This is a genomic window from Halalkalibaculum sp. DA3122 (genome assembly GCF_043951865.1).
Lineage (GTDB): Bacteria > Bacteroidota > Rhodothermia > Balneolales > Balneolaceae > JAMQKA01.
In genome coordinates this window covers 62025-75867 of record NZ_JBINJF010000006.1, presented here as the reverse complement: position 1 = coordinate 75867, position 13843 = coordinate 62025, and the positions used below count along the sequence as shown (strand labels likewise).

Sequence of the window (13843 nt, the reverse complement as noted above, 5' to 3'; positions counted from 1 at the left end):
TTGAAGAAGAAAGTCTCAATAAAAAAAGGTGCAAGAATGTTGGAATGACACTCTTGCACCCAGGATAGGCAAAGGTTTGTTTGGACCTACATGTTTTCAACGATCTTGTCCCCGAATTCGGAGCATTTCAGGAGCGTGGCATCGTCCATCAGGCGTTCAAAATCATAGGTTACCTGTTTCTGGCTGATCGATTTCTCGATGCCGTTGACCACCAGTTCTGCCGCTTCATCCCAGCCCATATAGTTGAGCATGATAACGGCCGACAGAATCAGGGAGCCGGGATTCACCTTGTCTTGGCCGGCATATTTCGGAGCAGTTCCGTGGGTTGCCTCAAATACCGCGTATCCGGTGTTGTAATTGATATTAGCTCCCGGTGCGATGCCGATACCGCCTACGCAGGCTGCCAGTGCGTCTGATATGTAGTCTCCGTTCAGGTTCAGGGTGGCGATGACGTCGTATTCGTCGGGGCGGGTCAGGATCTGCTGCAGGAAGGCATCCGCAATTACATCTTTCACAACAATACCGTTGGGCAGTTTGCACCAGGGACCGCCGCCAAACTCTTCGGCGTCAAATTCCTCTTTGGCCACCTCGTATCCCCAGTTTTTGAAGCTGCCTTCGGTAAACTTCATGATGTTGCCTTTATGAACCAGCGTTACGCTGTCGCGGTCGTTGTCAATGGCGTACTGGATGGCAGAGCGCACCAGCCGCTTTGTTCCCTCTATGGAAACCGGCTTGATACCCAAAGAAGTGGTGTCCGGGAAACGGATCTGTGTAACGCCCATCTCTTCGAGCAGGAATTTCTTCAGCTTTTCATTTTCTTCCGTGCCGGTCTGGTATTCAATGCCGGCGTAAATATCTTCGGTATTTTCCCTGAAGATGACCATGTCGGTTTTTTCGGGCTCTTTAACCGGGCTCGGGGTACCTTTAAAATAGCGCACGGGCCGTACACACGCATAGAGATCCATTTTTTGACGGATTGCCACATTGAGCGAACGAATTCCACCACCAACGGGAGTCGTAAGGGGACCTTTAATCGCTACCAGGTAATCTTCGATGGCGTTCAGCGTATCTTCGGGCAGCCACTCGTCATCTCCGTAGAACTTCACGGCTTTTTCACCGGCATAAATTTCGAACCATTCGATCTGTTTTTCCCCGTCATAGGCTTTTTCAACGGCGCTGTCGATTACGTGACGCATCGTGGGCGTGATATCAACACCGATGCCGTCACCTTCAATAAATGGGATAACAGGATTGTCGGGAACATTAAGCGTCCCGTCAGATTCTTTTTTGACTTTTTGACCTTTGTCAGGTGGAGTAATTTTGTCGTAACTCATGGGCAATGTTAAATATTTAAGGGTTCAAATTCGGATGTAAAGTATACCAAAAATTTGGCGCAGGTGCACGAGGGTATATCGGGATCGATTATGAACACCGAATGAGGATATTTTAGTTAAATTGGTTTATTCTTACCGGCTGTGCTGCAGTGAGTACGAGGCCAGGTATCACCTTTCGATTTGGCACGATATGCTGTATCTTTGCGTTAGAGTTTAAAAACGGAGGTTTGTTATGCTAAAATCGATGTTCGGGCACAGGCCCAATCCCAAAAAATTTGACTATCAATTTCGGTATTACGATCCCAAGAAGGAGGAGCGAAAAAAACGGCGGATAAAGATCAAGCGACCACGCAAGAAAAGCCATCAGGGCCGGTCGGTAATGCTTTACGCGCTGTTGCTCTCGTTTGTGGTTTGGCTTATTTCAGCATTGTAGTATTTGATTGTGGGTTGAAGTTGTTTAAGGGCGAAAGTTTTTGCTACCTTTTCGCCTATAATTGATCCGTCTGTCTGAACCATAATACGTTAAGATCCCAATACACATATCCCAGATATATTGAGCGAAACCAGTGAGACTTCCCAATCTATAATTCACCAGCTCCCGCCCGAAATCTCAAATAAAATTGCCGCCGGAGAGGTTATCCAGCGTCCCGCCTCGGTGGTCAAGGAGCTGCTCGACAATGCGATCGATGCCGGGGCCGACCAGATCAAGATCGTCATCCAAAATGCGGGGCGAACCCTGATCCAGGTGATCGATAACGGCTGTGGCATGGGAGAGGAGGATATCCGTCTTTGCTTTGAGCAGCATGCTACCTCTAAAATAAATTCAGTGGATGATCTGTTCCGCGTGCGCACGCTGGGATTCCGCGGGGAAGCGATGGCTTCAATCGCATCCGTATCACAGGTCACCTTGAAGAGCAAGCGGCCCGGAGATGAGATGGGATACGAATATGAGATATGGGGAGGAGAAGAGAAGGAGTTCAAGCCGGCGGCCGTCGATGACGGGACCTCTGTGGCCGTTCGGAATATATTTTACAACGTGCCGGCCCGCCGCCAGTTTTTAAAGACGGATGCCACCGAATTCCGTCATATCCTCAAGACGATTCAGCAGGCGGCGCTTGGACATCCGGATATCGGGTTTACCGTGATCGCCGACACCGATGAAATTTATGATCTGACCGCCGGTCAGCCGATTAAGGAGCGCATTGCGGCGATGTTTGGCAAGGGATACAAGGCCAGCTTGCTGGAATTTGAAGAGCAGACCAGCTATGTGACGGTTCGCGGGGTGCTTTCAGATCCCAAGCTTACCAAGAAAAGCCGGGGCGAGCAGTTTCTTTTTGTCAATAATCGCCCGTTTCAGCACCGGTATCTTACGCATGTGGTGCTCAGTATTTACGATCCCTGGATGGGAGAGAAGGAGTATCCTTTTTTTGCAATATTTTTAGACATCGACCCAAAGCAGGTGGATGTGAATGTGCATCCCGCCAAAGAGGAAGTCAAGTTCGAGGATGAGCGGAGTGTGATCAAACTGGTCAAATCGGTGGTAAAAAAGGCGTTGAACGAGCATTTTATGGTGCCCGAGGTAGATCGGGATGAAGGAAAAGCGAGACGCTCTGATTTTGATAGTGGCTTCAGCAGCGATTTTAATTTTAAAAGTGGAAGTGGGCGATCCCAAAGCAGGCAACCGACCGGGGGAGGCCCGGTACGGTTTCCGTCTCGAATCAACTATGAATCGACCGGCCCCCAGAAAGAGGGCGACCAGTTGGCCCGGCAGCTCTACCAGCAGGAAAGCGGGAGCAGCGGGGAAAAGGAAAAGCAGCCGGGAAAATCAGGGAAGCCCGATCGTACGGAAGATGGAAACTTCTGGCAGCTTCACAACAGCTATATCCTCACCCAAACGCGGTCCGGCCTATGCATGATAGATCAGCACGCCGCCCACAAGCGTATTATTTATGAAAAGGCGCTGCACGCTACCGAATCGGCCCTGCCGAGCACCCAGCAACTGCTTTTTGCCCAGACTGTAGAGCTCTCGGCTACCGATTTTTCCCTCCTCAAAGAGCTGCACGGCATCCTGCAGCGAATGGGGTTCAACATCCAGCTGATGAGCGGCAACACGGCGATGATCAACGGCGTACCGGCGGATATCGATATCGGGGATGAGCAGTCGGTGCTGAAATCGATGCTGCATCAATACCGTGACCTGGAGGGAACGTTTGATCTGGATGAGCGCCACAAGCTGGCCGTGGCTTTTGCCTCCAAGACCGCCATCAACAAGGGGAAGCATCTCACCAACGAAGAGATGGAGGGACTGATTGACCAGCTGTTTGCCTGCCAGGAACCTTACAAGGATCCTTTGAATAAGGCTACAATCGTTTATATTGGGCTCGAAGATATCGAATCGCGTTTCAGGTAGCAGGGAATTTTCAGTCTGCTGACCGAGCAAGAATATTGATTGGCACTCGCTCAATCACTGAATCTCTCAATCATTCAATGAATGAATATACTGGCAGTAGAACCATTTTACAGCGGATCCCACAAAGCGTTTCTGCAGGGTCTCAAGGAGCATTCGCGCCACAATATTATACCTGTCAGCCTTAGCTATAAAGGATGGAAATGGCGGATGCACGGCGATTCGGTGGCTCTCGCCGGTATGGTTAAAGAGGTGGAGGAGGAGATCGACCTGCTGTTCGTAAGCAGTATGACCAACCTGCCCGCTTTTTTGGCGCTGACCAACCCCCGGTTTGCCGAGGTCCCGAAAATTATGTACATGCATGAAAACCAATTTACCCAGCCGATCCCCGAGGATGAAGAACGGGATTTAACCTATTGCTACATCAACTACCTGAGCATGCTCGCGGCCGACCGTCTGATCTTTTCCTCAAAATTTCACAAAGATGATGTGATGCGGGCCCTGCCGGATTTCCTGGAAAACCATCCCGAAGACAAGCACTACAATACGCTTGACAAGATTGCGAAAAAAAGCATGGTTTTGTACCCGGGACTCGATCTGAAGCGGTTCGACTCGGAGCCGGACACGCGGGAAACGAATGAGCACCCGGTGATTGTCTGGAACCAGCGCTGGCAGTTTGACCGCAACCCGGCGATGTTTTTCAGGGTACTCAACCGGCTAAACGACATTGATCTTAAATTTGACCTGATATTGGCGGGCGATACCCAGCATGAGAAGCCGGAAGAGTTCGAAAAAGCGTGGCAGCGCTATGGTCGGCATATCACTCATTTTGGCTATGTTGAAAACAAAAAAAACTACAGCAGGCTGCTGCACAGCGGAGATATCGTGGTGTCGACTGCTACCTACGAGTTTTTCTGTGTCGCCATCATGGAGGCGATCTACTGCGGGTGCCACCCGCTGCTGCCCAACCGCCTGCACTACCCGGAACTGATCCCCAAAAGCCTGCAAAAACCGCTGTTGCACGCTCCGGTACTGTACGACACTGAAGACGACCTGTTCCACTATCTCAAGGATCTGATCACCGGAAACACCAAGCCGCTGCCCAAAAATTCACTGCAAACGATTAATACATATTTGGACTGGGACAACAAAATTGCCGAATATGATCGGGTATTTGAAGAGTTTGCCCAGGAGGAAATCAGGCAACCACTCTGATTCAAACCTGGCAACAAACTGTTCGAATTGGGCGGGGTATGTTCAGAAGGTTTTAAACCCACTTGTTGGTTCTGATAGCGGTAATTTTGTGGATTTCAAATTCCTAATTTATAGTATATAAATGACCGTTTCGCATATGCCCGGTTTAAAACCCGGGCTTGTCAGATCCCGGGTTCAGTGACTACCTGTCGGGGACGAGGATGGATCGAACGTATTAATAAAGCGGGATTAAATTCTACAAGAGGTTTTTGCAAAACCGTTGTTTAGGCCAATATCGTTATTTTCGCGGATTCGAAATCCTCATTTATGAGATATAAACTGCGATTTCGAACCCCATCAGGGATTGATCTTGACCAACATTCCTGGTTTTTCAAAAGCCCTCTACAACTTAAAGGGAAAAACAGATGAAGATGAAAAAATCAGCATTGCTTTTAAAAACGGTAACACTGGTTCTTGTTTTTGCAGGAATATGGACCTCCGCGTCAGCCCAGGAACAGCTTACGGATCAGGAAATATTGGACCTGTACGAAGGGCTCCGGGTGGCTGATGTCTCTGACGGTATGGATATGGTGGGGCTGCCGGACGTGGGACTCATGGATCAAAAGATTGAAGCGTTGTGGAAAGATATCGATGATTTTTCCCACATTGCGCAGGGTATCGCCGTAACGGCGCGGTATGTTCCGACCAACAAGGTGGTGAAAAACCCGATGTCAAAAGAGGAGTTCCAGGAGTGGGAAGGCGACTGGTACACCAATATTTCGCCAGAACCGTTCGTGGATTCGCTGAAGGAAGGCTCCATGCTGGTCATCGATGCCGGCGGGGATGGCGATACGGGAACAATGGGATCCTATAACGGGCTGCTGTGGAAAAGCCTGGGAACCAGGGCGGTTATCTCCAACGGGGCGGTGCGAGACACCGATGAGATTATCAAGCAAAAGATACCGGTCTACCTGGATCATGCCAACCGCGGGCGCGGTATCCGTCCCGGGCGCAATGAGATTGAATCGGTGAATAAGCCGGTGGTTGTGGGCGGCGTGCTGGTGAATCCCGGAGATGTGGTTGTTGCCGACGGAGATGGTGTTATAGTGGTGCCCCGGAAGCACGCCCGCCAGGTGGCTGAGTATGCCCGCGAGATATTGAAGGGCGACAAACAGGCTCGCCGAAACCTTTATAAAAAGCTGGGAATTCCGCTGGATCACACCGTTCAGCCGGAACGGGAAGATCAGTAATTGCGAGTGCCTGTTTTGGCGCCCGATCTGTGAAAAACGATGCACACAATGTCAATTTAAATGATCATCTCACAATGAATAATACAATACATAGACGATTACAACAGGAGTCGGGCATATTCATGCTTGTTCTGCTTTTGCTGGCCGGCTGTCAGGTCCGGGAAAACAGCCAGAATGAATCCGAACTGAACTCGCTTGCCCGGGCGTACCAAGACCAGTTTAACATAGGCGTCGCGCTAAACAGGTTCCAGGTGGAGGGTGAAACTCCGGAGGCCACTCCGCTGATCACCAACCATTTTAACTCCATCACCCCGGAAAATCTGCTCAAGTGGGAGCGGGTACATCCCCAACCGGATGAATATAATTTTGGCCCGGCAGACCGCTTTGTCGAGTTCGGGGAGAAAAATGAGATGTTTATCGTCGGGCATACCCTTGTGTGGCACTCTCAGGTGCCCGACTGGGTGTTTAAAGATGAAAATAGTGAAGATCTCGGGCGGGAGGCCCTGCTGCAGCGGATGAAAGCTCACATCGATTCGGTGGCCGGTCGCTACCGGGGGCGCATCGATGGATGGGATGTGGTCAATGAAGCGGTGCTGGATGAAGGAGGCATGCGTGAAACGAAGTGGTACCAAATTATCGGGGAAGATTATGTGGAGAAGGCGTTCGAGTACGCTGACCAGGCTGCTCCCGACGCAGAGCTGTATTACAACGATTACAACCTCTGGAAGCCGGAAAAACGGCAGGCGGCCATCGATCTTGTGAAGCGCCTGCAGGAGAAGGGAATTCGTATCGATGGGATAGGTATGCAGGCCCACCTGAAGATAGACCATCCTCCCGTTCAGATGGTGGAAGAGAGCATCGAGGCGTTTGCGGGGCTGGGAGTTAAGGTGATGATTACCGAGCTGGATATCGATGTGCTGCCGGGAAAGGGAGAGGTAAGCGCGGATATGGGATCAGCGGAGGATGCCGGCGATACGGTTCCCGAGGCACTCAATCCCTACCGCGAAGGCCTGCCCGACTCGGTGCAGCAACAGCTCACCGACCGGTATGTGGAGCTGTTTGAACTGTTCAAAAAACACCGGGACAAGATTAGCCGGGTAACATTTTGGGGACTGAACGACGGGCAATCCTGGTTAAACAATTTTCCGATTCCGGGCCGCACAAATTACCCGCTGTTGTTTGATCGTGAGTACCAACCGAAGCCTGCGCTGGAGGCGGTCCTGGACGTAGCGAATGAATAGGTCCCGGTTGTATTTGTGCCGGATTATTGTATAAATGCTCCGGGAATATTATATATGGAGTGAAATTTTCAAGAATAATGCTCATTGGCTGGTTATGATTCGAATGGGTTCTGATGCTGTCGTTGCTTCAACAGGATACCGCGATAAGAACTACAATCACCGGATGTATTACACCACCACCCGTGATTTTAAAAGTTTTTCCGATACCAGGTTGCGGTATGACCAGGGCTTTAACGTTATTGATGCGACCATAACGCCGGACGGCGACCGGTATGTGATGTTTCTGAAAAATGAGACCCGCTGGCCGCCGGGAAAAAATATACGCATAGCGTACGGGCGATACCTGACCGGTCCCTATGGAAAAGCAAGTGGTCCCATTACCGGGGAGTATTGGGCGGTGGGTCCCACAGCGTTGAAGCTGGAGGACCGCTGGATCGTCTATTCCGACAAGTACCGAAAGGGAGAGATGGGAGCCGTCTCATCACCCGATCTGAAAAAATGGAAAGACATTTCAGACCAGGTCTCCTTTACGGAAGAGATGCGCCACGGTACCCTGTTTAAGGTATCAGGAACGGAGTTTGAACGATTAAAGCAGGCCCTGGAAAGTGAAGCGGGGGCATGATTGGATTGCATGTATTGTGTACTAACCCGGATTACCTCACCAACATATTCGTGAGAAATCCGGGCTAACTGGACAGATCAATTATTAAGAACTAAATATTTAAGTATATGAATTATCGCTCATTTAAAGGAACATCGGTATCAGAAGTGGGACTTGGAACCTGGCAGCTGGGCAGCAGCGAGTGGGGGGATGTCAGCGAGGAAGAAGCCTTTGCCATACTCCAGGCATACGTGGATAATGGGGGCAATTTTATTGATACCGCCGATATCTACGGGATGGGGGTAAGCGAGCGTAAAATTGGCAAATTTTTAAAGCAGGTGGAAAGTGATCGCGACATTTATGTGGCAACAAAACTGGGGCGGCGCGAAGATGACGGCTACGGCTGGCCGCAGAATTTTACCTACGATGTGATGCGGGAGCACGTGGAGAGTTCCCTTGAGAACCTGGGTCTCGATCAGCTGTTCCTGGATCAATTTCACTGCATTCCCACCGAGCAGCTGAAAAAGGGCGATGTGTTTGATCATTTCCGCAAAATACAGGATGAAGGCCTGATCAGACACTGGGGCGTAAGCGTTGAGACTGCCGAGGAAGCCCGGATCTGCCTGGAGCAGGAGGGGCTCGGGTCACTGCAGATTATTTTCAACCTGTTTCGCCAGCACCTGGCGGATGATTTCTTTGAACAGGCCGCTGAAAAAGATGTGGCACTGATTGTGCGGGTACCCCTGGCCAGCGGCCTCCTGACCGGCAAATTTGATGAGGACACCACATTCTCCGAAGATGACCACCGCAACTTTAACGCGGATGGCGAAGCGTTCAATGTGGGAGAAACGTTCTCTGGAATTGAATTCAACAAAGGGGTGGAGCTGGTCGAAAAAATTAAGCAGATCATGCCGGAAGGCGAGATGCCGCAACTGGCCCTGCGCTGGATCCTGGATCATCCGCAGGTTACGACGGTAATACCGGGTGCTACCAGGAAGGTCCATGTGGAAAGCAATACCGGCGCCTCTTCACTCGACCCGCTGAGCGGGGATATTCATCGGCGGCTGCGGGCGCTGTACGATTCCGAGATTCGTCCTAATATCCGGGGCCGTTATTAACCCGCTTCACCGGTTTACATCGACCGCTCCTTGAAGTGTGTGTGTCCTTTCACATCAAACCGGGCGATCCCGTGATGGACTGTATCCGGTCCGAAGCGGTTGTTGAGGTAATCCATCGCCTGGTACAGCCGCTTGAGCCTGGTCTCTTCCCGGAAAAAGAGCTCGGTCTGGGTGGTCATATCCAGCTCCGTGGTGCTGAGCATGATGGACCGGAACCTGCGGCCGAATTTCCGGTAGTGAAAAAGTCTCGGCACTACCTTTTCCAGGCAGTGCTTGATCACGTAGCGGTCGAGGTTGGTATGACCCGGCGCGCGGAAGGCAAACGAGAATCCCTCTTTTTCGGTACCCTGGAAACGGACCGTCCCCATAAACTTGTCTGACTTTTTGCCGTAGCCCCGCAGCCGGTAGCATACCTGCTTGGCGGCCTTGGCAAATTCTCCTGCTACCCTCCACGGATCGTCGGTCCATGTGGAGAAGGTGTGCCCGTATCCCACCCGCCTGGGAACGTACTCCGTTTGATCCATCACCACTGCCTGGTCTTTGCCCGCCACCGTCATCCACAGAATTTTCCCGAAGTAGTCCCCGAATATTTTTTGAAAGGCTGGATAACCGTTGTCAATTCCATCTTTAATGGTATAAAGGCCCTTAAGTTTTAGCTTGGCGTACCGCCGCCGCCCGATACCCCAAACCTCGTCAAGAGGGAGCGGCCAGATATGTTTTTGTATCTCCCTTTTCTCCGTCAGAACGGTAAGTCCGTTGGGCTTTTTCAGATCTGAAGCCAGCTTTGCATAGGTTTTTGAAGTTGATATACCCAGGCTGCAGCGGAGGTGAGTATCTTCATGGATCGCTTCCTTGATCGCCCTGCCAAACTCCATCAGCTCTTCCCGGGATTCCCGCCTTTTCCAGGTGATATCCATAAAAAACTCATCCATGCTGTAGGCCTCCACGTCAGGCGAAAAGGTATCGAGCACCGCCTTGATGCGCTTGCTGTAGGCGCGGTATTTTTCATAATCCACCTGCTTGAATACTACGTAGGGACACAATTTGCAGGCTTCGAGCGCGCTCATGCCTGTTTTTACGCCCCACGCGCGGGCCTCGTAGGAGCTGGTGGCCACAATGCCCTTGACCGTCCCGTCCGGTTTGCGCCATCCCCCCACCACTACCGGGATGCCGTAGAGATTATAGCACATCTGTTCCACCTGCGCGTAAAATGCGTTCATGTCCACATGTACGTAGAGGCGCGGTTTGGAGCTGACGTGCTGCATGTCGGCGGCAATCGTCTGGTAGCGCGTGATGTTGTGCACATTTCTCCGGAGCTGGTACCGGCCGGGATCCGGAAGCGCGGGAAGCGGGGTATGAGAGATGGAATTCATGTTGACAGGCAACCGGGTTTGTGATAATTTATGTACATTTGTACATAAATTATAAAACCACCCATGATTATCAAACAGAATTTCCAATGATCAGCAAAAGGGGCGTATATGAACCAACAAAATTCGCAGGAACAGAAAAAAGAGCCGAAACCGCTGGTGGTCATCACCACCGTGGCGTCGTTTGGGGATAAAAACCGCGGCATCACCCACCGTCTGCAGCCGATCCGCATTCTAGAGGAAAACGGGCGGAAACATCGCGTGCAGAGCGTGCGTGCCTGTCACGAAGAGCCCGTGGGACACGGCCACAAGCAGGTCCACGTAACGCTGGTCACCGAAGAGGAGCGATACATGAATATCGTGTTTGACACCCGCAAGATCGGCTGGTTTTTACTGAGCAGCAGGGATGAGATGATACTGGATGGTGGAGGCTAATACGGAGATTTGATCAATCCCTGGTCGTTCAGATGTCCCACATATTTGCCCAGAATTCGAACCTCCTCCGATTCGCCCGGCTCGATGATGATATCGTCGTATTCGGGATTGGCGGGTTTTAGTCGGAGCCTGTCCTGCTCTTTGTGCACTTTTTTAAGCGTGGTCTCCCCGTTGTAGAGCACGGCACCCACATCCCCGTTGCGCAGCTCCGTCTTGGAAAGCAGCACGTAGTCACCGTCGGTGATATCGAGCTCCTTCATGCTCATCCCCTTTACGCGTAGGGCAAAAAGGTTGTCTACGCTGGGGAAGAGGTGGTCAAAGGTCAGTTCCCCGAGATCCGACTCCACGGCCTCCTGCATGGTGCCGGCCGTAATTTCGCCGAGCACCGGAATGACGGCGCTGTCCGGGTTGCCGCCGGGCCACACGTCGAGCGGGGAGGAAAAGATGTAGTTGCCGTTTTCATCCTTCTTCAGCAGTCCCTCCTCGGCAAGCGCCTGGTGATACTGCACCGAGCTGTTGGCGGATTTGAGTCCGTTGCGCCGGGCCGCCTCCCGGTGGGTGGGCATCCGCAGGTGCTGCCGGAAGAAGGAGAGGAGGCTGTCGTAAAACCGTTGTCGTTTTTCGGTAAGTGCCATAACTCAGGATCAGGGTATGTATATTTGTACATAAATATAGGGATTGGAGCATCCAGATCAAAAGATATGGGTGGAACTCCTTGTAATCAGCAGGTGAAAATCATATGCTTTTCCCTTATCATTCTTACCTACTTCAAGAAGCAACGTTTATGATCCCCGATTCCAAAAAAGAAGAAATTCGCGAGGCGGCCGACATTGTGGAGGTAGTGGAAGACTATGTGAAGCTGAAGCGATCCGGACGCAGCTACAAGGGACTTTGCCCGTTTCATGACGAAAATACGCCTTCCTTTCACGTAACGCCCGACCTGGGTATCTATAAATGTTTTGGGTGCGGGGAGTCCGGCGATGTATTCAATTTTGTGATGGAGATGGACGGTATCGGTTTTGTGGAGGCGATGCGTACCCTGGCCGAGCGGTTTGGCGTTTCGCTGCCTGAAGAGGAAGCCCAGGAATTTGACGAGGAGCACAACCTGCGCGAAGGGATCTATCACGCGCTCCGCTATGCCGGCGTCTACTATTACCGGCAGCTCGTCGAAAGCGATGAGGCGGAGCAGGCGCGGCAGTACCTCCAGAACCGGGGCTATAACCGCCATATCATGCAGAAGTTCGGGCTGGGATATGCCCCGCGCGGCGGAGAAAAGCTGTATAAGGCCGCCGTCGATTCCGGCTTGAACGATGAATACCTGCTGGAAGCCGGACTTATCAAGCCCAGCAAGCGGGGATCGGGGTATTACGACACCTTCCGGGGCCGGCTGATGTTCCCGATTTTTAATCCCTCGGGCAAAGTGATCGCTTTTGCGGGACGTGTGTTGGGAAATGAAAAGACGGCCAAATATATCAACTCTCCCCAGACCAAAGTCTACAATAAAAGCGAGGTGCTTTATGGAGTGAACTTCGCCAAGGGCGGCATCCGCAAGACCGGGAATGTGCTGCTGGTGGAGGGCTATACCGATGTGATCACACTCCATCAACACGATATTGAAAATGTGGTCGCCTCCAGCGGTACCTCGCTGACCAGGGGACAGATGCACCTGCTGCACCGCTACGGGGATGCCATCACGATGCTGTACGACTCGGACAGTGCGGGCCAGCGGGCGATGAAGCGCGGAATTAACATTGCGCTGGCCGAAGGTATGGATGTAAAGCTGCTGGAACTGCCGGAGGGAGAAGATCCCGATTCGTTCGTTCGCCAGTTTGGGAAAGAGTCGTTCCTGGAGTTGAAACAGGAAAGTTCGGAAGACTTTGTTTCTTTTCTAGTTAATAAAGCACAAAGGGAAGGTATATTAGATGATACGACTAAAGTAAAACCCTTTGTAGATGAAGTCTTGAATTCTATTGCTGAAATTTCTGATGAAATAAAAAGGCAAATATATGTTCGGCAGTTGCATAAGATGACCCAAGAATATACCGCTGATTATGACAGGGACCTTATGGGCCGGGCTAATGTATTAAGAGCCAAAAAGCTTGAGGAAAGAGAAAAACAAAAAGAAAGAGCTCAAAAAAGAGAAGAACGCAAGCGTCGGCAGCAACAGGAACAAGCTCCGCCACCTCCACATCAACCTGATGATCATACGCGGGCATTTGAACAGCAGGTTAACCAAGCCGAATCCCGGGAAAAACCTCGTAAAAGCACCCCTGTTGGCAAAAAGCCCAACTATGAAAAAGAGCTGATCCGCCTGATGCTGATGTATGAACGCCCCATGATCGATTACATCGGCTCGCTCTGCAACGAACAGCAGTTTGAAGATGAAGAGCTTAAAGCGTTCTACCTGGATATCATTGAACGATACAAGGAGGAGAAGGAGATTTCGGTGCAGGTCTATGCCGACCGCGAGCACCCCTATCCGCAGCTGGTGGGCGAAATTGCCCTGGAGGAACATTCGGTCAGTGAGCGACACTCCGAGAAAACCGGCGTTCAGTATAAACGGGATAAAAATCCCTACATGACGGCCAAAGGGGCTCTTAAAGCATTGAAGATTCATTACCTGGATCGCCTCCAGCGGGAACTATATGAAAAATACCAAGCGTGCGAGACGGCCGGGGAGCGGAAAAAAGTGATGCGCACTATGAAGGAGGTGGGAAGGCAGCGAACGCTGCTGCAGCAGTCAACCCTGGATGAACTGTTCCCGGATCCTGAGTCCGACGAGGGCAAAAGCCTGACGAAAAAAACGTTTGAGTACAAGATGAAGGGGGAGAAATAGGCTGTTTCCAGGTTCACTTGCCCACCTGAAAATCATCATTTTTATTCCTTCAACCTT

Annotated in this window: 12 protein-coding genes; 9 read left to right on the top strand and 3 right to left on the bottom strand. The window is 51.3% G+C overall.

Translation table 11 applies throughout. The features are described from left to right. Window positions 1-86: 86 nt before the first annotated feature. Entirely contained in the window at window positions 87-1334 is a 1248-nt protein-coding gene (gene icd, locus ACG2F4_RS05885) for an NADP-dependent isocitrate dehydrogenase (RefSeq protein WP_395259286.1), read from the bottom strand. 232 nt (window positions 1335-1566) lie between these two features. Here icd and ACG2F4_RS05880 point away from each other — a divergent pair, with 232 nt between their 5' ends. The 7 genes from ACG2F4_RS05880 to ACG2F4_RS05850 all read left to right on the top strand — a co-directional run bounded on the left by ACG2F4_RS05880 (window position 1567) and on the right by ACG2F4_RS05850 (window position 9145). Then, window positions 1567-1767 carry a hypothetical protein gene (locus tag ACG2F4_RS05880; RefSeq protein ID WP_395259285.1) on the top strand — a complete coding sequence of 67 codons (201 nt, stop codon included), beginning with the start codon at window positions 1567-1569 and terminating at the stop codon, window positions 1765-1767. Between the two features lie 120 nt (window positions 1768-1887). Beyond that, window positions 1888-3744 (top strand): DNA mismatch repair endonuclease MutL, encoded by a 1857-nt coding sequence (mutL, locus tag ACG2F4_RS05875; RefSeq protein WP_395259284.1) that lies wholly within the window; start codon window positions 1888-1890, stop codon window positions 3742-3744. Between the two features lie 81 nt (window positions 3745-3825). Next, window positions 3826-4956, top strand: coding sequence for a DUF3524 domain-containing protein (locus ACG2F4_RS05870; protein WP_395259283.1), 1131 nt, complete (start codon window positions 3826-3828; stop codon window positions 4954-4956). A gap of 410 nt (window positions 4957-5366) precedes the next feature. After that, window positions 5367-6185, top strand: coding sequence for an RraA family protein (locus tag ACG2F4_RS05865; RefSeq protein WP_395259282.1), 819 nt, complete (start codon window positions 5367-5369; stop codon window positions 6183-6185). A gap of 74 nt (window positions 6186-6259) precedes the next feature. Continuing rightward, window positions 6260-7426, top strand: coding sequence for an endo-1,4-beta-xylanase (locus tag ACG2F4_RS05860; RefSeq protein ID WP_395259281.1), 1167 nt, complete (start codon window positions 6260-6262; stop codon window positions 7424-7426). Window positions 7427-7520: 94 nt separating this feature from the next. Beyond that, window positions 7521-8048, top strand: coding sequence for a hypothetical protein (locus tag ACG2F4_RS05855; RefSeq protein WP_395259280.1), 528 nt, complete (start codon window positions 7521-7523; stop codon window positions 8046-8048). A 107-nt stretch (window positions 8049-8155) separates the two neighbouring features. Beyond that, on the top strand, window positions 8156-9145 hold the full coding sequence (locus ACG2F4_RS05850; protein ID WP_395259279.1) for an aldo/keto reductase: 990 nt from the start codon (window positions 8156-8158) through the stop codon (window positions 9143-9145). Window positions 9146-9159: 14 nt separating this feature from the next. Here ACG2F4_RS05850 and ACG2F4_RS05845 read toward each other — a convergent pair whose 3' ends face one another. Then, window positions 9160-10518, bottom strand: a complete 1359-nt coding sequence (locus ACG2F4_RS05845) for a Y-family DNA polymerase (RefSeq protein ID WP_395259278.1) — start codon at window positions 10516-10518, stop codon at window positions 9160-9162. A 108-nt stretch (window positions 10519-10626) separates the two neighbouring features. Between ACG2F4_RS05845 and ACG2F4_RS05840 the strand changes: the two genes are divergently transcribed. Continuing rightward, window positions 10627-10950 carry a hypothetical protein gene (locus ACG2F4_RS05840; protein WP_395259277.1) on the top strand — a complete coding sequence of 108 codons (324 nt, stop codon included), beginning with the start codon at window positions 10627-10629 and terminating at the stop codon, window positions 10948-10950. Here ACG2F4_RS05840 and ACG2F4_RS05835 read toward each other — a convergent pair. Next, window positions 10947-11585 carry a LexA family protein gene (locus tag ACG2F4_RS05835; RefSeq protein WP_395259276.1) on the bottom strand — a complete coding sequence of 213 codons (639 nt, stop codon included), beginning with the start codon at window positions 11583-11585 and terminating at the stop codon, window positions 10947-10949. The genes ACG2F4_RS05840 and ACG2F4_RS05835 overlap by 4 nt on opposite strands. Window positions 11586-11734: 149 nt before the next feature. Between ACG2F4_RS05835 and dnaG the strand changes: the two genes are divergently transcribed. Beyond that, on the top strand, window positions 11735-13786 hold the full coding sequence (gene dnaG / locus ACG2F4_RS05830; protein WP_395259275.1) for a DNA primase: 2052 nt from the start codon (window positions 11735-11737) through the stop codon (window positions 13784-13786). Window positions 13787-13843 lie beyond the last annotated feature (57 nt).